The 23,563-nt window shown below is 75.3% G+C and carries 19 protein-coding genes and 1 pseudogene; 6 read left to right on the top strand and 14 right to left on the bottom strand.

Annotated elements, in window-relative coordinates; all coding sequences use genetic code 11:
* Positions 1–166: 166 nt before the first annotated feature.
* From ACWEQL_RS30190 to ACWEQL_RS30180, 3 genes are all read right to left on the bottom strand, one after another.
* Positions 167–1,009, bottom strand: coding sequence for an alpha/beta fold hydrolase (locus ACWEQL_RS30190; protein WP_452153515.1), 843 nt, complete (start codon positions 1,007–1,009; stop codon positions 167–169).
* A gap of 5 nt (positions 1,010–1,014) precedes the next feature.
* Positions 1,015–1,671, bottom strand: coding sequence for a dihydrofolate reductase family protein (locus tag ACWEQL_RS30185; RefSeq protein ID WP_452153513.1), 657 nt, complete (start codon positions 1,669–1,671; stop codon positions 1,015–1,017).
* Positions 1,672–1,859: 188 nt separating this feature from the next.
* Positions 1,860–2,441 carry a DinB family protein gene (locus ACWEQL_RS30180; RefSeq protein ID WP_452153512.1) on the bottom strand — a complete coding sequence of 194 codons (582 nt, stop codon included), beginning with the start codon at positions 2,439–2,441 and terminating at the stop codon, positions 1,860–1,862.
* A gap of 278 nt (positions 2,442–2,719) precedes the next feature.
* Here ACWEQL_RS30180 and ACWEQL_RS30175 point away from each other — a divergent pair, with 278 nt between their 5' ends.
* A complete protein-coding gene (locus ACWEQL_RS30175; RefSeq protein WP_452153511.1) occupies positions 2,720–3,310 on the top strand; it encodes a DinB family protein in 591 nt (196 codons plus the stop codon).
* A 263-nt stretch (positions 3,311–3,573) separates the two neighbouring features.
* Positions 3,574–5,061: a glycerophosphodiester phosphodiesterase family protein gene (locus tag ACWEQL_RS30170; RefSeq protein WP_452153510.1), complete on the top strand. Its 1,488-nt coding sequence runs from the start codon at positions 3,574–3,576 to the stop codon at positions 5,059–5,061.
* A gap of 25 nt (positions 5,062–5,086) precedes the next feature.
* On the opposite strand, the gene ACWEQL_RS30165 is transcribed toward ACWEQL_RS30170, so the two are convergent.
* The 7 genes from ACWEQL_RS30165 to ACWEQL_RS30135 all read right to left on the bottom strand — a co-directional run bounded on the left by ACWEQL_RS30165 (position 5,087) and on the right by ACWEQL_RS30135 (position 16,290).
* Entirely contained in the window at positions 5,087–6,319 is a 1,233-nt protein-coding gene (locus ACWEQL_RS30165) for an MFS transporter (protein WP_452153509.1), read from the bottom strand.
* 19 nt (positions 6,320–6,338) lie between these two features.
* The gene (locus ACWEQL_RS30160) at positions 6,339–8,948 is read right to left on the bottom strand and encodes an SAV_2336 N-terminal domain-related protein (RefSeq protein WP_452153508.1); all 2,610 of its coding nucleotides are present in this window, start codon (positions 8,946–8,948) and stop codon (positions 6,339–6,341) included.
* On the bottom strand, positions 8,945–10,090 hold the full coding sequence (locus ACWEQL_RS30155; RefSeq protein ID WP_452153507.1) for an AAA family ATPase: 1,146 nt from the start codon (positions 10,088–10,090) through the stop codon (positions 8,945–8,947). The genes ACWEQL_RS30160 and ACWEQL_RS30155 overlap by 4 nt, the downstream gene beginning before the upstream one ends.
* Before the next feature lie 29 nt (positions 10,091–10,119).
* Entirely contained in the window at positions 10,120–12,201 is a 2,082-nt protein-coding gene (locus ACWEQL_RS30150; protein ID WP_452153506.1) for a VMAP-C domain-containing protein, read from the bottom strand.
* A 4-nt stretch (positions 12,202–12,205) separates the two neighbouring features.
* A complete protein-coding gene (locus ACWEQL_RS30145) occupies positions 12,206–12,652 on the bottom strand; it encodes a CU044_2847 family protein (protein ID WP_452153505.1) in 447 nt (148 codons plus the stop codon).
* A 186-nt stretch (positions 12,653–12,838) separates the two neighbouring features.
* The gene (locus tag ACWEQL_RS30140; RefSeq protein ID WP_452153504.1) at positions 12,839–14,503 is read right to left on the bottom strand and encodes an RICIN domain-containing protein; all 1,665 of its coding nucleotides are present in this window, start codon (positions 14,501–14,503) and stop codon (positions 12,839–12,841) included.
* 437 nt (positions 14,504–14,940) lie between these two features.
* Positions 14,941–16,290, bottom strand: a complete 1,350-nt coding sequence (locus ACWEQL_RS30135) for a DUF2079 domain-containing protein (protein WP_452153514.1) — start codon at positions 16,288–16,290, stop codon at positions 14,941–14,943.
* 214 nt (positions 16,291–16,504) lie between these two features.
* Between ACWEQL_RS30135 and ACWEQL_RS30130 the strand changes: the two genes are divergently transcribed.
* The 3 genes from ACWEQL_RS30130 to ACWEQL_RS30120 all read left to right on the top strand — a co-directional run bounded on the left by ACWEQL_RS30130 (position 16,505) and on the right by ACWEQL_RS30120 (position 19,393).
* Complete coding sequence (locus tag ACWEQL_RS30130; RefSeq protein ID WP_452153503.1) at positions 16,505–17,185, top strand: response regulator transcription factor; 681 nt, start codon at positions 16,505–16,507, stop codon at positions 17,183–17,185.
* Entirely contained in the window at positions 17,175–18,746 is a 1,572-nt protein-coding gene (locus ACWEQL_RS30125; RefSeq protein ID WP_452153502.1) for a sensor histidine kinase, read from the top strand. The genes ACWEQL_RS30130 and ACWEQL_RS30125 overlap by 11 nt, the downstream gene beginning before the upstream one ends.
* A 134-nt stretch (positions 18,747–18,880) precedes the next feature.
* On the top strand, positions 18,881–19,393 hold the full coding sequence (locus ACWEQL_RS30120; protein ID WP_452153501.1) for a hypothetical protein: 513 nt from the start codon (positions 18,881–18,883) through the stop codon (positions 19,391–19,393).
* Positions 19,394–19,416: 23 nt separating this feature from the next.
* Here ACWEQL_RS30120 and zapE read toward each other — a convergent pair whose 3' ends face one another.
* Both zapE and ACWEQL_RS30110 read right to left on the bottom strand, forming a co-directional pair.
* Positions 19,417–20,493, bottom strand: a complete 1,077-nt coding sequence (gene zapE / locus ACWEQL_RS30115; protein WP_452153500.1) for a cell division protein ZapE — start codon at positions 20,491–20,493, stop codon at positions 19,417–19,419.
* A gap of 169 nt (positions 20,494–20,662) precedes the next feature.
* Entirely contained in the window at positions 20,663–21,103 is a 441-nt protein-coding gene (locus ACWEQL_RS30110) for a DUF1707 SHOCT-like domain-containing protein (protein ID WP_452153499.1), read from the bottom strand.
* A gap of 56 nt (positions 21,104–21,159) precedes the next feature.
* On the opposite strand from ACWEQL_RS30110, the gene ACWEQL_RS30105 reads away from it, so the two are divergent.
* A complete protein-coding gene (locus ACWEQL_RS30105) occupies positions 21,160–21,741 on the top strand; it encodes a TetR/AcrR family transcriptional regulator (protein ID WP_452153498.1) in 582 nt (193 codons plus the stop codon).
* 177 nt (positions 21,742–21,918) lie between these two features.
* On the opposite strand, the gene ACWEQL_RS30100 is transcribed toward ACWEQL_RS30105, so the two are convergent.
* Entirely contained in the window at positions 21,919–23,271 is a 1,353-nt protein-coding gene (locus tag ACWEQL_RS30100; protein WP_452153497.1) for a tetratricopeptide repeat protein, read from the bottom strand.
* Between the two features lie 198 nt (positions 23,272–23,469).
* Positions 23,470–23,563: pseudogene (locus ACWEQL_RS30095) on the bottom strand (DUF4232 domain-containing protein); the annotation flags it as partial.

The raw sequence follows: 23,563 nt of genomic DNA, 5'->3' as shown, positions 1-23,563 counted from the left end.
GATCACCCGGTCGTCGGGGAAGTACCGGGGCAGGCCGTTGCCGAGGAAGAAGTCCTCCGGCACCAGCGCGCGGCCGAGGAACATGTCGTCGTTGACCCGGCCGGGCGGCCCGGCCGGTGACACCGCGAAGGACCCGCCGAACGGGACGCGCGAGCCCCGCCGTCCCTTATCCGAGCGCGAGCATCGCCTCGACGACCTCGCCGACCGCCGCGTCCGGGATCGCGGTGGCGGCCTCCTCGAGGACGAGCAGCCGGGCCTGGGGGATCTCGCGCGCGATCGCCTCGCCGTTGCCGACAGGGAAGAACGGGTCGCGGCGGCCGTGGACGACGAGGGTGGGGACCTCGATCGCGGGCAGGCGCTCGCGCCAGCGGGGTCCGCAGTCGAGCCGGGAGAACACCAGGCCCAGCTGGTTGGCCGTCTGCACCGGGGGCGCGGTGCCGGGCGTACGGTCCCAGACGCGCGCGGCGATCGCGCGCGCCGCGGCGGGGTCGTTGCCGAGGATCTCCGCGCCGGCGGCGGCGAAGTCCGCGACCGCCTCCCGGTCGCTCCAGTCGGGCATCGGACGCGCGAACAGCCGGCCCATCGTCGCGCGGTCGTGGTCGGGGAGGTCGTCGTCGGGCGGGCCGGGGGCGACCGCGCGGGTGCCGACCAGGGTGAGCGCGGAGAACGCGCCCGGACGGTCGAGCACGGCCACCTGGGCGACCATCCCGCCGACGCCGATCCCCGCGAGGTGCGCGGGCCCCGCGCCGAGCGCGTCGGCGAGGGCCGCCGCGTCGGCGGCGAGGTCGCGCAGGGTGTAGGCGGGTGCCTGCGGGTCCGTGGTCGTCGACTCCCCGCTGTCGCGCAGGTCGTAGCGCACCACGCGGCGCCCGCCGGCGGCGAGGCGTTCGCAGAGCGCGTCGGGCCAGGAGAGCATCGTCGTCCCGCCCGCGAGCAGGACGAGTGGCGCGTCGTCGGCGCCGAACGACTCGATGCCCAGGGCGATCCCGTTGACGTCGACGGTGGTCAACGGGATCACCGGCCATCGTCGTGGCCGTGGCCGAGGCCGCGGTCGGGTGCGCTCATGTCGCCGGTGGCGGGTGTGCCGTCGGCGAGGGCGTAGCGCAGGTGGACGGTGCCCTTGGGGCTGGCCGCCGGTGGTTGGAGGAGGGTGAGGTTGGTGGGGACTGCGCCGTCCTCGAAGACCCTCTTGCCGACGCCGAGCACGATCGGGTGGACCCAGAGGTCGAGGCGGTCGAAGAGCTTCTCGCGCAGGAGGGTCTGGACGAGGTCGAGGCTTCCGACGACCTTGATGCTCCGGTGCCGGTCGCGGATCTCGCGCACCGCGGCGGGCAGGTCGGGGCCGAGCTGCGTGGAGCCGGCCCAGGGGAGGTCGGGCGTGCCGCGGGAGGCCACGTACTTCGGCACGCGGTTGAAGAGTTCGGCGATGTCGCCGTCCTCGCCGCCCTTCTGGTGGGGCCAGTAGGCGGCGAAGATGTCGTAGGTGCGCCGGCCGAGCAGGAGGGCGTCCGTGCCCTCGTACGCGGCGCCGATCTGCGCGCCGGCGACCTCGTCGAGCAGGGGTGCCTGCCAGCCGCCGAACGGGAACCCCTCCGGGTCCTCGTCGGGTCCGCCGGGTGCCTGCCCGACGAGGTCGAGCGTCGCGAACATCTCGATGTGGATGAGGCCCATGTCTGCACTCCCGATGAGTCGATCGTCCCGGTCGAGATGTAGACCTCCCGGGGCCGGAAAACTCATCGCCACGCCGACGCGCTTCTCCACGACCGGGACCGGGGGCCCGGGCCACCCCGGTGCCGCCGGTCCGTCCGGCGGTGCCGGGGTGGCCGCCGGCCTGGTCGGCCTGGTCGGCCTTCCGTCGTTCAGTGGGTCGGGGCCTGCCAGGGCTGGAACCACGGGTCGGGCCACTGTTCGGCGGCGGCCAGGAGGGGGAACAGGGTGGCGCCGTCGATGGATTCGCGGATGATGTCGGCGTGACCGCCGTGTCGGGAGGTTTCCTCGATCAGGTGCAGCAGCACCCAGCGGACGGACCAGTTCTTCACGTCGGCGGGGAACCACGGCAGTCCTTGCGGGACGGGCACGGCCTGGCCGAGATCGGCGATCGCGGCGATCACCGCGTCCGTCTCCCGGGCCGCGGCCTCGTACTGGTCCAGCACGTCCGCCAGCGTCTCCTGCGCGGTGAGCGCGAACTCGGCGGAGTCGCTCTCGTCCGCCGTCCGCGCGGGGCCGCGCCGGCGCTGGAGGATCAGGTCGGTCCAGCCGGCCTCGCACCGGGCGGCGTGCTTGATGAGACCGCCGATGCTCAGTTCGCTGGCGGTGGGCGTCATCCTCGCCTGATCGTCCGTCAGCCCGTGGGCGGTGGCGCGCAGGGACTGGCGCTGCTGGGTGAGGTAGGCGAGCAGGCCTTCGCGCTCGTCGGCGATCGGCGGTACGTGTGCGGGCATGGGGCTGACCCTCTCGCCTGGGGAAAGGGCGGGTCAACCCTCTGGTGAAAGAAATTTCACCTCCTTGCGCAAGACTGGGCCGTCTTCCGTGTGGAAGGTTCCGCAACGCCGTAGGACTTAACCAGCCTGGCTGGTAACGACTTTCGGCCCGGGGCATCGCCCGCCACCCCCGAGGCGAGGGCCGGGTCGACCGGCCCGTGGACGGGCGGTTCGGGCGTGGCGGTAGAGTCCGGCGCTGAAACTTGCTGCAAGGTCTTGCACTGCGAGAGGGTCCCGCCATGCCGAGAGTCGTCCCGCCCGTCGCCGATGAGCGCACGGCGCTGACCGCCTACCTGGCCCATCAGCGGCGCGCGCTGCGGGTCACCGCCTACGGTCTGACCGAGGAACAGGCCCGCATGCCGGCCTCCGCCGGCGAGCTGAGCATCGGCGGCCTCATCAAGCACGCCGCCCGGTGCGAGGGCTACTGGAGCGACCTCATCCTCCGGCGGTGCGGGACGCGGCGGACGGCGGACGAGTCGGGCGCGGACGAGTTCCGGCTCGCCCCGGACGAGACCCTGGCCGGGGCCCTGGCCGCGTACGCCGAGGCGGCCGGGCGGACCGACGCCGTGATCGCCGGCATCCCGGACCTCGGGCAGGCCGTTCCGGTGCCGCAGGGGGCTCCGTGGGTCCCCGCCGAGGTCGAGGAATGGTCGGTCCGCTGGGTCCTGCTGCACCTGATCGAGGAGACGGCGCGGCACGGCGGTCACGCCGACCTCATCCGCGAGGGCATCGACGGCGCGACCTTCGACCCGCTGCTCGCCGCGGCCGAGGCCTGGCCCGACCCGTGGGTCCGGCCGTGGGAACCCGCGTCCCCGGGCGCCGGCCGATAGCGGGCCCGCCGCCGGACATGCCGCCCCGTCGGGCGGGGGCGGCACGTCCGAGCGCACGGCGACACGTCCGAGCGCACCAGGAATCCCCAGGTCGGAGCGGCCGCGGGCGTCCCGGCCGGGGGCCGGTGATCAGGAGACCAGGGGCGGCGGGACGGGGGCCCGACCCCAGCGGTACGCTCCTGGATGCTCGCGTTCACGAAACCGAGCAGTAGCCGGTCACACGCGGACCGGAGCCTGATCCCCCGACCCCTACGTTCCGGGCCATGCCGACCTCACCCCTGTACCGCGGTGCCCTCCTGGTGACCACCCTCGTCCTCACCCTGACCGGCTTCCTCGTCGGCACCCGCCTCAACGGTGCCGCCCGCGCGGGCGCCGGCCCGACGCCCGCTCAGACCGTCACCCAGGAGCGACCCCCGTACGTCTTCGGGGGCCCCGGATCCGGCGGCGACACCCCGGCCGAGCGCGCCCACCGCGACCTGTTCGACCACGGCCGCGACGCCAAGATCCTGACCGCCGCACACCGCGGGCAGTGGCGCCACGCCCCCGAGAACTCCCTGCTCGCGATCCGGGCCGCCTTCGAGCAGGGCGCCGAGATCGCCGAGATCGACGTCCAGCTCACCAAGGACAACGTGCCCGTCCTGGTCCACGACCTCACCGTGGACCGCACCACCGACGGGAAGGGCCGGGTCGCCGACCTGACGCTCGCCCAGATCAGGGACCTCCGGCTCAGGGAAGGCCTCGGCGGGCCCCAGGCGGCCGTCACGGAGGAACGCGTCCCCACGCTGGAGGAGGCCATGGCCCTCGCCAGGGACCGCGGCCTCGTCAACCTCGACAAGGGCTGGCCGATCCGCAAGGAGATAGCGGACGTCCTGGCGAGGACCGGCACCGTGCGCAACGGCATCTACAAGAGCGACGCCCCGGTCGCGGAGGTGAAGGACTTCCTCGCCACCCACCCCGGCTCCGTCTACATGCACAAGATCACGGACGGCAACCTGGCCGCCGTCACCGAGTTCGGCACCGACCAGCCCGTCGCCTACGAGGTCGAGTTCGACGACATCGCGGACGCCGTCGCCCGCAAGCCCTTCCTCGACACCCTGACGCGCCACAGCCGGATCTGGGTCAACACCATGTGGAACGGCCAGGCGGACCGGATGACGGACGAGGTCTCCCTCATCGACCCGCTGCACGGCTGGGAGGCCCTGGTCCGCAGCTACGACGCCACCATCGTCCAGACCGACGACGTGGAGAAGTTCGAATCGTGGCTGCGCACCGGCGAGGGCGATCCGCTCCCCGCCGGCGGCGTGCGCGTGCAGGGCGAGGACTTCCTCCCCGGCGAGGGCACCGGCTACCACGACAACGATCCCGAGAACCAGGGCGGCCTCGGGACGCGCCCCGGTGAGGGCGTCGACATCGCGGACGCCGACGGCAACGTCCGCGTCTCCCACATGCGCGGCGGCGAATGGCTCTCCTACGAGGTGGACGTGCCCGCCACCGGTGCGTACGCGCTCTCGGCCCGCGTCTCCTCCTCGTACTCGCCCGCCGGCAGCTACACGGTCTCCTTCGACGCGGGCCCCGACAGCGACCCGGTGACGGTGCGCAACACGACCGGCCACGCCAAGATGGCCCTCCAGCCGAGCGGGATCACCCGGCAGCTGACCGCGGGCCGTCACACGATCAGGGTGAGCCTGCCGTCGGACGCCCCCCAGAACTGGAACCTGGACTACCTCCAGCTCGACCCGGTCACCGGCTGACGGCCCCGGACCGATGCCCCGGGCGTCAGCGCGCCACCCGGCGGCCCAGCAGGAGGAACCCGGTGGCGGCGCCCAGCCCGGCCACCGCGCAGCCCGTCCAGAGCGCGCCGCCGCCCCAGCGGTCGTACGTCCAGCCGCCGACCGCCGCCGCGAGCACCCCGCCGACCGACCAGGCGAAGGCGCCGGCGCCCTGGTAGCGGGCCTGGCTGCGGGCGGTGGCGAAGCGGGCGGTGACCTCCAGCGAGACCGGGCCGCTGACCACCTCCCCGGCGGTCCACACCACGACGGTCAGCGCGTACCCGGCCGCCGAGCCGGCGAGCGCGGTCAGGCCGAAGCCCGTGCCGCAGAGCAGGGCGGCGAGCGCCAGCAGCGGGAACGGCGGCCGGCCGGCGATCAGACCGCCCACCGGCACCTGGGCCAGGCAGACCAGCACCCCGTTCAGGGCCAGCACGGCCCCGGCGGCGGCCGGGTCGAGCCCGGAGTCCGCCATGGCGACCGGCAGCATGGTGGTCAGCTGCTGGAGGATCCCGGCGATCAGGACGAACAGCAGCACGCAGCAGAGGAAGGGCCGGTCGGCCAGCACCTCCCGGAACCCGCCGCGCCCCCGGGCCACCGCGGGAGCACCGGCGTCACCGGTGGCCGGAACGGCGGGTACGGGAACGCCGGGTACGCACAGCAGCACCACGGCCGCGCACAGCAGGGTCGCCGCCGCGTCGGCCAGGAACAGCGGCGTGTACCCGAAGCGGACCGCCGCCCCGGCGAGCAGCACCGAGGCGGAGAAGCCCAGGTTGGCGGCCCAGTAGTCGAGCGCGAACGCCCGGACCCGGTCGCGCGGGTCGAGCAGCGCCGTCATCAGCGCGGCCACGGCGGGGCGGGCGGCCCCGGCGGAGCAGCCGAGCAGCAGCGCCGCCGCGACCAGCGGGCGTTCCTGCGAGGCGAGGCCGAGCGCCGTGGTGGCCGCCGCGGTGCCCAGGTGGGCGGCGAGCAGGGTGGGCCGGCAGCCGAAGCGGTCCGCGGCCAGGCCGCCGAGCAGCGCGCCCGCCATGCCGCCGGCCGCGGCGACGGCCGCGACGAGTCCGGCGAAGGCCGCCGACCGGCCGTGCTCGACGGTCAGGCAGAGCGTCAGGAACGGGACGGCGAAGGTGCCGAGCCGGTTGACCAGGGTGCTCGTCCACAGCCACCAGAAGGCGGCGGGCAGCCCGCCCGCGGCCCGCTGCCCGGAGCGGCGGACGCGCTGCGCCAGCGTCCGCCCGGTCACCTCCCCGCGCCCCGCCCGGTCACTTCCCCGTGTCCCGCAGGGCCGTCTCCAGCTCCCGCGCCCGGACGACCTGGGGGTGTGAGGTGCCGAGCACCGCCTCGATCTCGGGCACCAGTTCCGTCAGCAGGCGCAGTGCCGCGCCCGGGTCGCCGGTGCGGGCCGTCCACTCGGCGAACTCGACCCGGCAGCTGAGGAAGATCCGGTGCTCGGGGGTGAGCACGGTGCCCAGTTCGGCCAGGAGGTCGCGCATCTGCTCCCGTGCCCCCTCCGGGTCGCCCAGTTCCCCCGTCCAGTGGGCGAGGCGCCAGCGCACCCCGTACGGGTAGGAGTGCGCCGGGCCCAGTGCCTCGGTGAGGCGGGGCAGCAGCCGGTTGAGGGTGTCGAGGGTGTCGGCCGGGTCCCCGCACTCGGCCCGCCAGTGGACGAGTTCGGTCGCGGCGATCAGCCGCAGCGGGTGCTCGGGCGGTGCGTGCCGCTCGACGTCGGCGAGCAGCGCGCGCCACAGGTGCAGGGCGGGTTCGCTGCGGCCGGCCTGGCCCGTCCAGGACGCCAGGTTGGCGCGGGTGTTGAGGGCCCGCACGTCCTCCGCGCCGTACAACTGCTCCTGGCGGCGGAGCAGTTCGCCGTAGTTGGTGAGCGCGTCCTCCGGTTTGCCCAGTTCGCCGGTCCAGTAGGCCAGCAGGGCCAGGGTCTCGACGCAGCGCGGGTCGAGCGGGCCGAGGTCGGCCTCCTGGGCGGCCAGGACCTCGCGGTGGGCCTCCACCGCCTCGCCCGTGTGCCCGGCCTGCCCGGCCCAGTCGCCGGCCGCCGTCAGGGCGGCCAGGGTGCGTCCGTCGCCCGGGCCGAGCAGGCGGGTGAGGTCGGCGTGCAGCTCGCGGGCGAGTGCGCGGGCGGTCTGCGGTGAGCCGGCGAGTCCGATCCACCGGGCGAGGTCGAGCCGGCCGGCGAGCACCCGCAGGTCGTCCGGGCCGTACCGGGCGATCAGCTCCTCCATCACCTCCTCGCCGCGTTCGACGGCGCCCCGCCAGTCCTCGGCCGCGACCAGGGCCGCGAGTACGGGATCCTGCAGGGTCAGCACCTCGAAGCTGCCCGCCGAGCCGCCGCCGACGGGCCCGCGGGCGGCGGCGAAGTGGCGCAGCAGCGGTTCCGTGGACGCGGCGAACGCGGTGGCGCCGGGGGCGAGAGCGTCGTGGCCGGTGAGGTCGGCGCGCAGGGCGGGCATCGTCGGCCCGCCCGTCCGGGGTGCCCGCAGGGCCTCGGTGACCAGGTCGGTGACGGCGAGCAGGTCGCCCACCGGCACGGTTTCCAGGAGGAGTTCACGCAGGCCCGGGCGGAACTCGTACGCGGCGGGGCCGTGGCCGGCCGGGCCCGGGGAGCGGCGCAGCAGCCCGCCGAGCAGGACCTCGGCGAGCACGGCCGGGTCGACCCGCCCGTGCACGGACCGCTGGACCAGCCGCATCAGCCCGAGGGTCAGGGGCCGGGTGGCGGCGAGGTGGCCGGCCAGCCGGAAGGCCTCGGGGGAGGCGGCGCGTCGGAACTGCGCGAGGCGGCCCGCCAGATGGGCGGGCGCGGCGGGGGCGGGGGTGGGGCGCTCGACCGGGTCGGGGGCCGGCCCGACGGTGATGCCGGGGAGCACCGTGGGCCGGCCGTCCACGACCAGCGCGGCCCAGGCGGCGATCGCGGCCGGCTGCAGGTCGAGCACCGGCACCGGCACCCCGGGCGGCGTCAGTTCGGGCAGCACCGGGTCGGCGGCGTCGAGTTCGGTGTTGGCGGCGCCCGGCCGGCGGGCCCGCAGCAGCAGCCGCTGGGGGGCCAGCGCGCTGCCGGCCCAGAGCCGTTGCGGCAGCGGCTGGACGATCGCGGTGGGGCACCGGCCGCCCCAGCGGGCGAGCAGGGGCGCGAGCCGTCCCCGGTGCCAGCCGGCGCCGATCGCGTCGGACACCACCAGGACGGTGCCGCGCCCGTCGGCGGGGCAGACCAGGCCGGGGGAGACCGCCGGGGCGCCGCGGGCGAACGGGCGCGCGCGCAGCACCGGGCCGCCCTCGCTACGGCTGTCCAGGCCGTAGCAGCGGACGGTGCGGAAGATGCCGACGCCCTCCAGGACGTCCCGCAGCGCGGCCGCGGTGTCCTGCCACAGCTCCATCGACAGGCCGTCGTCGACCACGAGTGCCGCGCTCAGCCAGCGTTCGGGGCGGGGGCGCAGCACGAGGTCCAGCACCCCGGTCTCGGCGATCAGTTCGGCGGTGGCCCCCTCGTCCAGCCGCTGCTCGTGGCGGGAGGGCGCGGTGCGTTTGAGCGGACGCAGGGCCCGGCCGAACGGCAGGGCGTCGGGCAGCGCGAGGCCCGCCTGCACCTGCACCGGCCGGGCCGAGGACCCCGGCGCGCCGCCCTCGGTGGGGGCGTAGAGGTCGGCGGGGTGGGGCGTGCCGGGCGGCGGTGGCGTGCCGCCGGGCCCGGCGGTGCCGCGGGCGGGACGGGGCACGTCGGACGGGTCGGCGGGCACCGGCGCGGCGGTGTGGCCGAGCCCCGCGGCGGGGATGCGGTCGGCCAGCCAGAGGACGTCCAGCAGCTCGCCCGGGGTGAGGGCGAGGCCGGCCGGGGCCAGCGCCTCCTGCAGTCGCTCGATCATCCGAGGCCGGTTTCCGCGTCCTCCAGCGGGCGCAGGACGGCGGCGAGCAGGCCCTCGCGGTCCAGGTCGACCCCGCTGACCCGCAGGTGGACGGCGTTGAGCAGCTGGTCGGTGGCCAGGGCGGCGCGGTCGTGGTCGCGGCGGTGCAGGAAGGCCTCGATGAGGTCCTCGCCGGCCTGCAGGCCGTCCTCGCCGAGGTGGGTGCGGACGATGTCGCGCAGTCGCTGCTCGCCGGGCTCGGGCAGGTCCAGGCGCAGGCAGCGGCGCAGGAAGGCGGGCGGGAAGTCCCGTTCGCCGTTGCTGGTCAGGATGGTGACCGGGAACTCGTGGCAGGAGACCACCCCGTGGTGGACGGCGTGCCGGTCCCGGGTGCCGGTGAGCATCACCGGTACGTCGGGGCCGTCGTCGGGCAGCCGGCTCAGTTCGGGGATCTCGAACTCGCCCTCCTCGAAGACCACCAGGAGGTCGTTCGGCAGGTCCAGGTCGCCCTTGTCGAGTTCGTCGACCAGCAGCACTCGGGGCCGGCCGGGCCGGCCGGTGGCGAGCGCGGTGCCGAGGGGCCCGAGTCGTACGTAGCTGCCGATGTCCGGTTCGGCGGCGCCGAGTTCGCGGGCCCGCCCGGTTTCGCGCAGCCGGCCGACGGCGTCGTAGCGGTAGAGGCCGTCCTGCAGGGTGGTGCGGCTGTTGACCGGCCAGCGCAGCACCGGGCCGAGGCCCAGTTCGGCGGCCACGGAGGCGGCCAGCGAGGACTTGCCGGTCCCGGGCCGGCCGGTGACCAGCAGGGGGCGGCGCAGGTGCAGGGCGGCGTTGACCACGTCCACCTCCTGCGGGCCGATCCGGTACAGGGCGGCCGGGCGGGGCGAGGGGACGGCGCCGCCGGCGGCCGGGTCGGGCGGGGTCGCCCCGCCGAAGCGGCGCCACGGCGGGGCGGCGGGCAGCGGGCGGGTGCGGACCGTGCCGTCGCCGGCGTAGATCCGCCACTCGTCGTGGCCGTCGCCGGTCGGGCCGTTGTCCGTCGGGCCGTCCTGCGCCCGGTCGTCTTGTGCCCGAACGCCGTCCGTCCGGCCGTCCGCCGTCGGATCGTCGGCCGTCGGGTCGTCGCCGACCCGGTCGGGCCTGCTGCCGGATGCCTCGTCGGTCATGGGCGGATCTTCCTTTCACAACCCGGGGTTCAGTCTCGGGGATCGCCGAGCCGCAGGGTGTCCGGGTGGCCCTCCGGGCCGTCCCAGACTAGGGCCAGATGGCGGTGGAGCCCGTCCGGCGACTCGCCCAGCCGGGCCTCGTACACCACCTGCGGCAGCTCGTGGGGGGCCGAGCCGTCGACCAGCTCGCACAGCCGCCCGGGCGTCGGGGCGGGTGCCGTCGGACGCAGCCAGAGCACCCCGGGGACGCCCACCGCCAGGGCGATCGCCCGCAGCCGGGGCAGTTCGCTGCTCGGGCAGCACAGCGCCACCCCGCACACCGGCACCGGGGCGCCGCGCTGCTGCACCGCGGGGTCGTGGCGCTCCAGCAGCGCGACCCGGCCGGACCTCAACGCCTTCCAGCGGTAGCGCAGTTCGGGCAGGAAGGCGGCCCGGCGCAGCTCAGGGCTGCGGATCACGCAGAGGAAGTCCTGGCCGAGCACGCCGGGGAACAGCTCGTCGGGCCGGTAGACCCACTGGTCGACGGCGAGGTCCAGTTCGTCGGAGGGGACGAACCACTCCACCATCGGCACCGCGCCGGGCTCGGTGTGCCGGGCGAGGCCCTCCAGCAGGGTGGCGAGTTCCGCCAGCAGCCGGCCGCGGGGGGCCGGTGTGTCGCAGGTGCTGCGGTGCAGCGGCAGCCCGCGGGCGTCCGTCGCGTGCAGGGCGTAGCCGAAGGTGTCGGTGCCGGTGGCGCGCCACAGCTGTACCTGCACCACGGGCGCGGCCGGTGCCCCGCCGGGGCGGCCCGCGGCCCCGGCCGCCGTCCGGCGGGCCTGCGCCGACTCCAGGGCCTGGGCGCGGTGTTCGGGCAGCGCCCCGGTGAGCCCCAGCCGGTGGGCGACGGCGTCGTTCCAGGCGGTCAGTGCCCGTGCGGCGGTGGTCCGTCCGGCCAGGACGGCGGCGAACTCGATGGTGCGCAGCAGCTGCGGGACGCGCCCGTGGCGCGGCCGGTAGCGTTCCAGTTCGGCCACCGCGCCCGGCCAGTCGGCCGATCGCAGGTCGGGGCCGAGCGGCAGTGCCTCGGCGGCGCACCGGCGGGGGTCCGGGGCGTCGGCCGCGAGAAGGTCGAGGAGTTCGCGGTGCTCGCCGGCGGTCAGGAACCGCTCGGGCGAGGCCAGGACGGCGGTGGTGGCGATCCACTGCCGCTGCTCGGTGCCCGAGGCCGCGGCGGTCAGCCGGGCGAGCAGGGTGGGCACGCCGTGCGGGGCGGCGGCGGCGAGCGCGGCGAGCTGCTCGGCGGTGGTGACGGTGGGGCGTCCGGGGCCCGCCGGGTGGCCCGTCGCGTCCGGACCGAGGTCGGCGAGGTACTGGGCGATGAAGGTGGCGAGGCCGGTGGGGGAGGGGAGCACGGCCCGGATCGGTCCGAGCAACTGCTGGACGCGCGGGTCGAGCGGGTCCTCCTCGGGCCCCGCCAGCGCGGGGGCGGGCTCGCCCGCCTCGCTGAACAGCCTGCCGAGGTCCCAGGTCGGCACGGCGAAGGCCCGCAGTCCGCTGCGGCCGATCACCAGGCCCACCACTTTCTGCTGTTCGCGGTCCCACAGCGGGGAGCCGCTGTAGCCCTCGACCACGGCCTGGGCGGAGGCGGGTGAGTCCAGCACGATCCACCGCTCGGTGACCCCCTGCACCACGGCGGCGGCGATGGTGCTGGGCGCGCCGCTGCCGAACCAGGCGTACGCGGTGCGGCCGGGGCGGCAGCGGCCGACGGTGGCCGGCCGGGCGGCGGCGGGCGGGTGCAGCAGCCGCAGCAGTGCCAGGTCGCCCGCCCATTCGATGTCGCCGGGCAGGGCCGGGGTGCCGTCGGGGCGGCGGGCGGGCAGCCAGGACGTGAGGGTGGCCTGCAGGCGCTGGCGGGGGTCGGTCGCGGGCAGCGAGACGGTCAGGTCGTCCAGCGCGTCGGGGCGCTGCTGGTCGAAGTCGTCCCGTCCGAGGACCTGGTTGATGACATGGGCGGAGGTGAGGACGGTGTCCGGGGTGAGGAGGACGCCGCCGCCGTACGCCTCGGCGTCGTCCTTCCAGTGGAGTGCCGCGTGGGCGAGCTTGACGGGGCGGTCCGGATCGTCTGGGGCCATCCGGCTACCTGCCGGCGGGGGCGGGCCTCGGAACGGCGGCGTCGGCGCCGGTCGTGGTGGTGTCGGCGCCCCGGGCCCCCGGCGTCCAGGTGGCCCGTACGGTGATGGTGGCCTCGCCCGCGGCCGAGGTGATGCCCAGCTTGAGGTCGTGGCTGAGCTTGATCCCGAGCTCCACGGAGATCTCGTCCGGCGGACGGACGGCCGAACTCACGGCCGAGTGCACCGAGTCCAGCACACCGCCGAGCGGGCGCAGCACGTCGGCCAGCGCCTGCCCGGTCGCCTCGACCGCGCGCCTCGCCCGTCCGGCGCCGACCGGCACGACGGGAGCGGTGCCGGCGGGCAGCCCGGCAGGGGCGGAGGCGGGCGCCGCCGCGATCTGCGGCGGGCCGCCGACGACCTCGAGGAGTACGCCAGTGCCGTCCGCGAGCTTCAGCTCGACCGTGTCCCCCATGGGCTCATGATGGCACAGGGCAAGCAGGTGTGACGGTCTTTCAGCATGTCGGGCCACCCCGCCGGGCCGCCCTCGCGAACGATCACGGCACGGTGGCGCGGCTGCCGCCGGGCGCCGAACAACGGGGATGACCCCGGGCCCGCGACGCGGTGTGCGTCGCGGGCCCGGGGCCTGGAGGGGGGCCGGTCAGGCCGTGTTGGGGGACAGGGTCCACCGCTGGTTGGCGTTGCCGTGGCACTGCCAGATGCCCAGGGCGGTGCCGTTGGCGGACTCCCAGCCCGGCAGCTCCAGGCAGGTGCCGGAGGCGGGGTTGTGGAGCGTGCCGTCCGCGCGGTGCGTCCAGATCTGGCCGCTCCCGGCCCGGCAGTTCGCGACGACGACCGGCGCACCCCAGTCGGTCCGGTCGTCCTGGACGCTCACGCAGCGGCCGCCGGTGCGCAGGGTGCCGTCGGAGGCGAAGGCGAACCTCTGGCTCGGGCCGTTCCAGCAGTCGTAGAGCCGCAGCCGGGTGCCGTCGCCCGCGCCCCAGTTGTCCAGGCAGCGGCCGGGGACGTAGCCGGAGCCGATGCTGTAGCCGGCGGAGTACCGCACGGCGAGCTCCTGCGGCTCGCCGAAGCGCGGCCGGCTCCCCTCCGGGGCGGCGCCGGGATACCAGAACAGGCGGCCGTCGGCGGCGGTGGCGACGAGGTCCGGGTTGCCGTCGGTGTTGATGTCACCGGGGGCGTCGACGGCGGGGTGGGCGGCGGAGCCGAGTCCGAGGGGGAGCGCGGGCTGGGCGTCGGGCGCCTGCCACGTCTGGCCCGGGCCCTGGAGGCAGTCCTGGATGGTCAGGCGGGTGCCGGGGGTACCGACGCCGCCGGCGACGGTGAGGCACTTGCCGGAGTTGGGGTTGCGCAGGGTGGAGGGGGCCGGGCCGGGTTCCCACTTCTGCGCGGCGGTGCTGTTGCAGTCCCACAGGGCGAGGGCGGTGCCGTTGTCCCTGGCGGCGCCGGGGACGTCCAGGCACTTGCCGAGGACGTGCAGTGTCCCGTCGGTGCCGCGGCTGAACGCCTGGCCGGCGCCGGCACCCTGGTCGGTGCAGGTCGCGAGCAGGGCGGCCGTGCCGTTGGCCGTCCGGCCCTGGTCGACGTCGGCACACAGGCTCTCGCCGCCGGCACCCCGGAGCCCGGACACCAGGGGCTTGCGTGCGGGCGGCGTCAGCGGGGTGAAGCCGCTCACGGGCCTGCCCTCGGCGTCCATCGACAGCGGGAAGTCGGCGACGGCCCCGGTCACGTCGTCGCGCACCCACAGGGTCGGCACCCCGTTGACCTCACCCGGGTACATCGGGGTGAAGCCGCTCCAGTCGCCGCCCTCGGCGCCGAGCTCGACACCGGCGTCGAAGCCGCAGTTGACGGAGAGACTGGCAGGGTAGTACCGCAGGTGACCCTTCTCGACGGTGACCAGGTGGGGCCTGCCGGTGCCCCGCTGGACGGCCGTCATCCGGACGATGTGCTTCCAGGTGCCGTCGATGCCCCGGCTGCATATGTCGCTGGTGCCCAACTGGAGGGAGGTGCGCGCGAAGTGGCCCGGGACGGGGTTCGGGAACGCTCCCGCGTCGTTGAGGTAGACGTAGAGCTGCTTCTCGCTCTTGTGATACGCGAGGAGCGAGCCGGGGTGCCCGATCACGGGACCGCGGTTGGCCAGCAGGTAGTTGTTCCAGTCGTCCTGACGGGGGCTGCGATCCGCCGGCGAGGCCGTCTCCGGCCCGGCCGCGGCACCGGCGCCGCCCCGGTACAGGGTCAGCGAGCCGTCGGCGGCGGGGGCCAGGACGTCGGGAACGCCGTCGAAGTCGACATCCCCGGCCACGGTCACGCCGGGCGATGCCGCAGGGGTCCGGGCATCCGCGGACGCGGTCGCGGGGGCGGCCAGGACAAGGCCGAGCGCGCACAGCGGCGCCAGGTATCTCGCCAGCCGGACCGCCGGCCGTGCGGGTGGAGAGGATTCACGCATGGTGTGTCAGTTCGCCTTCGCAGCAGAGCCCCCGCTCCGCAGCCGACCGCCTCGCGTCGCGTATGCGGCCGGGCAGAGGAGGACATTCGTCCGGTATAACGCGTCTTCCGACCGCCCGTCGGACGTGGCGTCCTCGGTCCGGCGCTCGGTGCGCGGTCGAACGTTAGTGCGCCGGGCGGCGGGTCGGCAATTCCGTTTCCGCCCTCGCCCGAGGCCTCGTCAATTGACGCAGCCGCACAGGTCGGGCACCCCCCGAAGCCGAGCCCGCCGCCGCCCCGGGGTGTGCCACGCCCGCCGCGTCACCCCGCCGGGTGCCCGGCCCACCGGTACACCGTGACGCCGCCGCCGGCCGCCGCCACCTCGTAGCCGGCCGCCGGCAGTGCGGCCCGCGCCGCCAGCTGCTCGGGCCCGGGCACCGGGAAGTCGCCCGGCCGGTCCGTCACCGCCACCCACCGGGCCTCCGGGCGCCGGAGGGAGGGCCCGGCCGACGCGACGGCCCCCGGCGTGCTGAGGTACGGGAACAGCGAGACCGTGCACCGGCCGGTGAGCTGGGCGGCGAGCCGGTTCGAGGCGGCCACCGTCGCGCCGTCCGGGATCACCGCGAGCACCTGCCGGGCGGTCCGCACCTCCGCCCCCGGCCCGGAGAGGGACGGCACCGGCGCGACGGCCAGGGCGAGGGCGAGGGCCGCCACGGGCACACCCCGGACCGCGAACCGCCGCGCCCGCGCGACACCGGCTGACCGGCCCCGCACACCGACGACGCGACCGCGCCCGCCCGCCAGCCGGTGCAGGCCGTCCGCCAGGGCCACGAACAGCACCGGCATCAGCACCGCGTTGTAGTGGTACCCCGTCTCCCAGTACGTGGGATTCGGCGTCCAGAACCGGCCCGCCAACGGCAGCACCAGCAGCAGGCTCAGCGGCGAGCGCAGCGCCACGAAAACGGTCGGCGCGAGCAGCACGGCCACGGTGTGCCACTTGACCGCGGGCAGCAGCAGCCGGGTCACCGGATCACCGTGCCAGGCACCGTTGGCGCCGTAGGCGTACACCCCGTCGGGGTTCATGCCCGGGACCACCACCAGCACCGCCAGCAGCGTCACCGCGACGGCCGCCAGCACCGTCGCCGCGCCCAGCCGGCGCCGCCCGCGCCACCACACGTACAGGCCGATCCCGGCCACGATCAGCCCCTGGTCCTCCTTCACCAGCAGCAGCGGCAGCGCCCAGCCGACCGCCGCCCGGTACCGGCCGCGGGCCAGCGCCGCCACCGCCCCGGCGACCAACGGAACCGCCAGCGCCACCTCGTGGAAGTCGAACGCGCTCGCCCGCCAGAGCCCCCAGGACAGCCCGTAGGCCAAGCCGACGGCCGACCCGCGTATCCGCCCGAGCAGTTCCACGGCCAGCCCGGTGACCGGAACACAGGACAGGGCGAACAGCACGGCCTGGACCACCAACAGCGTCGTGGCGCCGGGAAACAACCGGTAGAACGGCGCCAACGCCGCCAGCAGCGGGCTGAAATGGTCGCCGAGCAAAGGGAATCCGCTCCCTTTCAGCGTGGCCACCGGAGCCGCCTGCAACGCGGCGTACCCGCGCACCCCCTGCTCGAAGATCCCCAGGTCGAAGCCGGTCGACTCCATCCGCCAGTGCCGGGGCACCGACAACAGCAGGGTGTACCCGCCGACCGGAAGAACGGGAACCCAGGAAAGCACACGGGAGGAAAGCCGGAATCGTTCACTCGTCACCCGGCCGACGCTAGGAAATCCCCCCTGAAGGAATTCTGAGCGAACCTGAGGATCCGTTCAGGAAGGACCTTCCCGGCACATCGGTCAACCGTATTGGGCGCGACGGGAATTGACTTATCCTTACCCGATGCGCCTTTTGATGGTCGAAGACGAGGAGCGGCTCGCCCGGTCGCTGAGCCAGGGCCTGCGGGCGGAGGGCTACGCGGTCGACGTGGTCGGCGACGGCCTGCTCGGCCTCGAACAGGCCCGCGCCGGCGACTACGCGGCCATCGTGCTCGACCTGATGCTGCCCGGCCTCAACGGCTTCCGGGTCTGCGAGGCACTGCGCCGCGAGGCCAACCCCGTCCCGATCCTGATGCTCACCGCCAAGAACGGCGAATACGACGAGGCCGAGGCACTCGACTGCGGCGCCGACGACTTCCTCAGCAAACCCTTCTCCTACGTCGTCCTCACCGCCCGCCTGCGCGCCCTGCTGCGCCGCAGCGGCACGGCCCGCCCGCCCGTCCTGACCCTCGCCGACCTCAGACTCGACCCGGCCGCCCGCCGCTGCACCGTCGGCGACGGCGAACTGCGCCTGACCATCAAGGAGTACGGCGTACTGGAATGCCTGCTTCGCCGCCCCGACCAGGCGGTGCCCAAGACCGAGATCCTGGACGCCGTCTGGGACTCCGCCTTCCGCGGCGACGTCAACATTGTCGAGGTCTACATCGCCGCGCTGCGCCGCAAGCTGGACCGCGCCGGGGCGCACTGCCTGATCGAGACCGTCCGCGGCATCGGCTACCGGCTGGCGGCACCCGGTGCGCACTGACCCGCCCGTACGCACCGACCCGCCCGTACGCCCGGCACGCACGCGCCGCCTCCCGCGCCCCGGCGTCCGGCTGCGCGCCGCCCTGGCGGCGCTGCTCGCCTCCGTGGTGGCCTTCGGCTTCGCCGCGTACTGGGTCGGCGACACCGTGAAGGAGGAACTGGAGCGCACGGCCATCGCCCGTGCCGGGCTCGCGCTGCAGAACGTCGCGCACAAGGTCCCCGGCAGCCCCGACGAGCCCTTCCAGGACACCACCTACGCCGTGATGACCGAGGACGGGCAGTGGCTGCGGTCCCACGGCCTGTCCGGCGACCTCCGCCACGAGGCCGCACGCCTGGGCCTGCTGCCGATCGACCCGGGCGCCGGACGGAGCCGGATCGAGGACGCGCTGACGTCCCCACGCTGCTGCGAATCCGTCGACGAGGTCGCGATCCGCCTCCCGTCCGACGTCCTCCCGAACCTGTCGTCGTGGCGGCTCAGGGGCCACACGGTCCGCTTCTACCGCACCCTCGCCGGCCCGTTCACCAGCGACCAACTGGCCGCCTACTCCGGCGTCACCGGCCTGCCGCCGCAGTGGCTCACCGTCGTCGTGCTGATCGACACCCAGGAGGCCGAGCAGACCGCCGCCACCGTCACCCACGCCCTCGGCGTCCTCCTGGCCCCCGGCGCCGCGCTCTTCGTCGCCCTCACCGCCTGGCTGGTCACCGGCCTCGCCCTGCGCCCGGTCGAGTCCATCCGACGCGGGATGGCCCGGATCGGCGCGGGCGCGTTCCACGAACGCGTCCCGGTACCGCCCTCCAGGGACGCCGTCGCCAGGCTCGCCGCCACCACCAACACCACACTCGACCGCCTGGAACGCGCCCTGGCCGAGCAGCGCCGACTGGTCGCCGACGCCTCGCACGAACTGCGCAGCCCGCTCGCCGCGCTGCGCAGCACCCTGGAGGTCCCGCTCGCCCATCCGGCGCAGGCCGACTGGCCCGCGGTGGTGGCCGGGGCGCTCACCGACGCCGAACGCCTCCAGGACCTCGCCGACGACCTGCTGCTGCTCGCCCGCACCCAGGAATCCGGCACCGACGGCACGGCGGAGGGCACCGTCGAGCTGTACGACCTGATCACCGAGCAGCTCGCCGAACGCGCCCACACCGACCCCGGCCTCACCTTCCGCTTCGAACCCCTGGAGGGTCTGGAGGGCCTGGGGGAGCAGCCCGAGGTGGTGGTGCCCGGCCGGGAGGTCCTGGTCGGCCGGATCCTGCGCAACCTGCTGGACAACGCCGCCCGCCACGCGGACGAGACCGTCACCGTCAGACTCGCCGCCGCCGGCGGACGGGCCCGGCTGGAGGTCGACGACGACGGCCCCGGCATCCCCGCCCGGGACCGCGAACGCGTCTTCGACCGCTTCGTCCGCCTCGACAGCGCCCGCGACCGCGCCGGCGGCGGCGCCGGCCTCGGCCTCGCCCTGGTCCGCACCATCGCCACCTCCCTCGGCGGCACCGCGACCGCCGAGCCCCCGCCGCAGGGGTTCGGCGCCCACCTGGTGATCCGCCTGCCCCTGGCCGACGACTGACGTGGCCGACGACTGACGCCGGGGCCGGGCCGCCGCCCTGGTGGGCGCGCCCACCGGCGGGCGAATGGCCCGGGCCGGGGTCGGGCCGTGACTTGGATGTGCACGTCCCGTTCGGGCAGCCCCGAGGAGTCCCCGTGTCCGCGCTTCCGCCGATCGGCGCCGAGTTCCCCTGTTCCCTGCTGGCCGGCAACTGCACCGTCGAGTACCAGGACCGGACCCTGAACGTCGACTTCCGCGGCGGCCTGCGGCAGCGCGTCGAGGTCGACCCCGATGACCCGCTCGACAGCGTCCGCCTACGGATCGCCGGCTTCAGGATGGCCGCCGAGAGCGAGAGGGGCACCATCACCCTGGAACAGAACGACGCCGTCGACGTGGACGCGGACAGCCTGCTGAAGCTCACCCGGCGGCTCCCGCCGACGTACGAGCACCGCCAGGTGATGCCGGCCTTCATCACGGTGATCGGCGAGGAGGTGCCGGTCGTCCTGTTCGCCACGACCCCCCTGGTCCTGGTGGCCGACCTCGGCCATTTCCCGCCCCGCGGCGACACGTACCGGCTGGAGAATCCCGTCAACTTCGTCGAGATCGGCCGGCCCCTGTCCGTCCTCGCCCGCTTCACCGCCTTCCCGGCCCGGCAGACCGCCCTGTAGAGCACCGGCCCGTTGACGGCGGTTCAGCCCACGGTCTCGGGGGCGGGTCGGCGGAGCAGGGCGAGGCGGCTGGCGGTGCGGTCGAGGTCGCGCATCAGCGCGGAGCCGGCGGGGAGACCCTCCAGGGGGTCGGCGCCGATCAGGGTCAGCGGGACGTCGCGGTCGCAGCAGACGTCGACGAGGTTGGCGAAGCGCTGGCGGCCGTCGGGGGAGGCGTCGACGAGCGGGGGGACGCCGTCGACGACGACGGCGGGGAACCGGTCGGTGAGCGCGAGGTAGTCCGGGACCGCCGTCCGGCCCTCGCACAGCTCCCCGAAGGTGAACCAGACCAGGTCCTCGCGCACGGCCCGGGCCGGCAGCTCGCGGTGGAGCGTCGCCACCGGCCCGGCTTCCTCGGGCCGGGGCGCGGAGAGTCCGGCCGCGCTCTCGGCGCCGGGCCGGAGCAGGGCGCCGAGCCGGAACCCGCCGGAGCCGCCCGGCCCGGGCTCGCGCCGGAAGTCGACCGGTCCGCAGACGTCGAGGACATCCATCCGCTCCTCGATCAGCCTGATCGTCGGCTCGAAGAGGTGATGGTGGATCGGGTCGGGCATCAGGCCGGCGGGCGGGTAGTTGGACGTGGTGACGAGGGTGATCCGCCGCGCCAGCAGGGTGCGCAGCAGGCGCGCGACCAGCATGGCGTCGCCCGCGTCGTGGGCGTGGAACTCGTCGAACACGACGACTCGGCAGTCGTCGAGCAGATCGTCCACGGCTTCGTCCACCGCCGCGACATCCGCGCTGCGGTGCTCGGCGTGGTGGGCGACGCCCTCGTGCAGCCGGCGGAAGAAGTCGTGGAAGTGCAGCCGCCGCTTGCGCGGGGTCGCGAGCCCTTCGAAGAAGGTGTCCACCAGCCAGCTCTTGCCGCGGCCGACCGGCCCCCAGACGTAGAGGTGGCGCGGGGTGCGGCGCAGCCGCCAGGCGGGGTGCGCGAGCTCGCCGGCCAGCCGGCTCAACCGCTCGACCGCGTGCTCCTGCGCGGCCGAGAGCGTGAATCCCCGCTGCTCGGCGGCCTGCCGGAAGTGTCCGCGCATCTCCTCGTCGTGCCTGTGCACCCTGTCCGCCATGTCCGCCAACCTAGCAGTCGTCAGGACCACCAAGATCGCCGGAAGTTCGGTGACCGCGTACGGGTGCCCGGGCGCGGCGATCCGGGCGGATTCGTCGCCGTGCCCGGGTCGCCGCACCGGACGCACTCGCCCAGCGGAGCCGTTCGCCGGGCGGCACCGCCCGGTGCGGTCAGGTCCTGCCGTCCCCGTCCCCGTCCTTGCCGCCGCCGCGGGGCCAGATCGCCACGGCGACGAGGACGGCCGCCCACACCCCCAGCGGGGCGACCGGCCAGTAGTACGTCAGCTCGCCCTTCTGCAGGCAGCGCACGCCCCAGATCGCCGACATGATCACCAGCCCGCCGAGCCAGTACCGCCACTCCGTGAGCCACTCCGCCAGGTCCTTGCGGTCCCGTTCGGTGCGGGTCGGCGTCGGGGCCGGCAGGTCGGCGGTGAGGGCGCCGAGGTCGTCCGGGGTGCGTGCCCGCAGGGCCGCCTGGGCCCGGTCCGCGTGTTCCTGCGCGTCGAGCCGGCCTTCGGCCAGCGCCGCGGCCAGGATGCCGAGGGCCCGATCGCGGTCGGCGTCCGAGATCCGCACCGCGGGTGTGGAGGGTTCGCTGCGGTCGTCGTCCATCGTCTTCCCCCTTCGTCGTTAGAATACGACTGTATCCCAAAGAGGAGGGTGGGCCCATGCCGAAGACCGTCGACCGGCCCGAGCAGCGCCGGCGGATCGGCGCCGCACTGCTGCGGCTCGCCGCCGAGCGCGGCCTGGACCAGATCAGCGTGCGCACCGTGGCCGCGGCCAGCGGCCGGTCCGCCGGGGCGGTGCAGAAGTACTTCCGCTCCAAGGAGGAGATGCTGGTCTTCGCCGCCCAACTCGCCGGTGAGCGCGTCGAGGAGCGCATGGCGCTCGTGGACGCCGGCCTCCCGCTGCGCGAGGCGCTGCGCGAGCTGGTCCTCACCACGCTCCCGCTGGACGAGGAGCGTCGCGCCGAAGCCGTCGTACAGCTCGCCTTCGCCGTGCAGGCGGCCCACCACCCGAGCCTCGCCGCGATCCGGCGCCAGGTCGACCACGAGGTCAGGGAGGCCCTCGTGGCATGGCTCGACGACGTCGGCTGCCCCGGTGCCGGAGCCACCGCCGACGCCGTCATCGCGCTCAGCGACGGGCTCGCGCTGCGGATGCTCTACAACCCCGCCGAGCGGGCCCCACTCCTCGACGCCCTCGACCTCGCCCTCGACGCGCTGACACCGGACGGGCCGCCGGTGACCTGAACCCGATACCGCCGGCACCTCACGCCGACCGCACCGCACCGCACCGCGCCGCGCCGTGCAACCGCGCCGCACCGGGTAACCACACGGTGTGGCCCGCCCTCTCTCTCGGAGGGGACCGACGTACGGGCCGTGGACGGGCGACCCGGCGGCCGTCCCTTCCCGGACTCCGCCAGAGCCTCAGAACGGTGGCTCGTCGGACCACAGGTGTGTCGTCGGCACGAGCGGTGGCGGTGGGTCGGTGTGCTGCACGACGGCCAGGGCCTCCTCGACGCGGCCGAGGTCGACGAGGTAACCGGCCAGGTCGTGGCCGTTCCTGCGGTCGTACTGCCGCAGGACGGCGACGGCTTCCTCGGCGCGCCCGGCGCCGGCGAGAAGGTGGGCGATGTGCTCCGCCGCGTACCAGGTGGTGCCCTCGGGATGGGCCAGGGCCCGTTCGACCGCCTCGTCGACCCCGCCGCAGGCGGCGATCAGGGGCAGCCGCATCCAGAACAGCTCCCATTCCTCCTCGCCCCCGTGCCGGGCGGCGAGGGCGTCGAGATGGGCCAGGCCCTCGGCAGGGCGGCCCTGTTCGAGGTACAGCTCGGACAGGGCGTGGAGGATCCAGTCGTCGCCGGGGTGGGCGTCGGCCCGGGTGCGCATCACGGCGATCGCCTCTTCGCCCCGGCTGTGCCGGGCCAGGAGCCGCGCGAGCTCGTACGCCGCGTTCGGGTTCCTTGCCGCGGGTCCGTCGGCCCGCCCGTACGCCGTGATCGCGCCCTCCACGTCGCCGCGTTCCTCCAGCAGCTCCGCCAGCCGCCGTACGGCCTCCTCGTGCCCGTCGGTCGCGGCGTGGGCGCGCAGTTCCTCGACCCGGTCGTGCCGGGCCAGCAGGTCGGCGAGCTGGTCCCGGCCGTTGACCGAGGTGATCCGCCGGCGGCGGAGCAGGACGACGGCCTCGTCGACGTGCCCCTGGCGCTCGCGGATCGTGGCGAGCAGGCCGAGCGCCGTGTCGCGGTCGAGGCCCCGGCAGCACCACGGGAAGTCGGAACACCGGTGCTCGGTCCGGGCGGCGAGCAGCGCGGCGGCCTCCTCGTGACGGCCGGCGGCGGCCGCGACGTCGACCAGGGCGGTGGCGAGCGCCCAGTCGTCGACGTGCGGCACCAGCAGGGTGAACGCCTCCTCGGCGCGGCCGTGCCGGGCGAGCAGGCGCGTGTACGACTCCAGCGCCATCGGGTGCCCGGCCTCCATGCGGACCCGGGTGACCTCGATCGCCTCGTCGACGCGGCCCCAGCCCTCCAGCAGCTCGGCCGCGGCCGCGACGGCCGTCCACCAGCCGGTCGCCAGGTACGGGGCGAGCACCTCCAGCGCGTCGCCCTGCCGGCCCTGCCCGCCCAGCAGTCGCGCCCACGCCAGCGCGCAGAACCACTCGCCGCGTCCGGCCTGCAGTTCCACCACGTCGGCGTGGCCGCGTTCGAGCAGCCGCGCGACCAGCTCCGGCGGGATGCAGCCGGACCGCGTCCGGGCCCGGTGGTCAAGATCAGAAGCGTCCACGGCCACGCACCCTAGCGCTCACCCCTGACGCGTGGCCCCACCGCCGACAGCCCCGGATGCCGCGCAGCCGGAAGGACGCTCCCGCCGGTCGGCGCTTTCACACCGGACCCGGCCACCCGGCTGCCGATGGAGGCCTACCGCCGCCGGTGCGTCACCCGCCGCCGGTGCGTCACCCGCCATCGGGCCGGGTGCCCGTGGTCACTGGCCGCCCTGGCCGGCGCTTCCCATCGGGCCGATCTTCACCGGGGTGCCGCTGCCGTCGGTGACGGGCAGCGAGCCGGTGCCGGGCCAG

It is taken from the genome of Kitasatospora sp. NPDC004240, from assembly GCF_053603215.1.
This window is presented reverse-complemented; position numbering and strand designations above follow the sequence as displayed.

Coding starts and splice junctions, on each gene's coding strand:
- ACWEQL_RS30185 (WP_452153513.1), bottom strand. CDS start 1,671: ATGGGCCTCATCCACATCGAGATGTTCGCGACGCTCGACCTCGTCGGG.
- ACWEQL_RS30150 (WP_452153506.1), bottom strand. CDS start 12,201: ATGGCCCCAGACGATCCGGACCGCCCCGTCAAGCTCGCCCACGCGGCA.
- zapE (WP_452153500.1), bottom strand. CDS start 20,493: ATGGCGGACAGGGTGCACAGGCACGACGAGGAGATGCGCGGACACTTC.
- ACWEQL_RS30110 (WP_452153499.1), bottom strand. CDS start 21,103: ATGGACGACGACCGCAGCGAACCCTCCACACCCGCGGTGCGGATCTCG.
- ACWEQL_RS30145 (WP_452153505.1), bottom strand. CDS start 12,652: ATGGGGGACACGGTCGAGCTGAAGCTCGCGGACGGCACTGGCGTACTC.
- ACWEQL_RS30175 (WP_452153511.1), top strand. CDS start 2,720: ATGCCGAGAGTCGTCCCGCCCGTCGCCGATGAGCGCACGGCGCTGACC.
- ACWEQL_RS30180 (WP_452153512.1), bottom strand. CDS start 2,441: ATGCCCGCACACGTACCGCCGATCGCCGACGAGCGCGAAGGCCTGCTC.
- ACWEQL_RS30155 (WP_452153507.1), bottom strand. CDS start 10,090: ATGACCGACGAGGCATCCGGCAGCAGGCCCGACCGGGTCGGCGACGAC.
- ACWEQL_RS30160 (WP_452153508.1), bottom strand. CDS start 8,948: ATGATCGAGCGACTGCAGGAGGCGCTGGCCCCGGCCGGCCTCGCCCTC.
- ACWEQL_RS30170 (WP_452153510.1), top strand. CDS start 3,574: ATGCCGACCTCACCCCTGTACCGCGGTGCCCTCCTGGTGACCACCCTC.
- ACWEQL_RS30130 (WP_452153503.1), top strand. CDS start 16,505: ATGCGCCTTTTGATGGTCGAAGACGAGGAGCGGCTCGCCCGGTCGCTG.
- ACWEQL_RS30105 (WP_452153498.1), top strand. CDS start 21,160: ATGCCGAAGACCGTCGACCGGCCCGAGCAGCGCCGGCGGATCGGCGCC.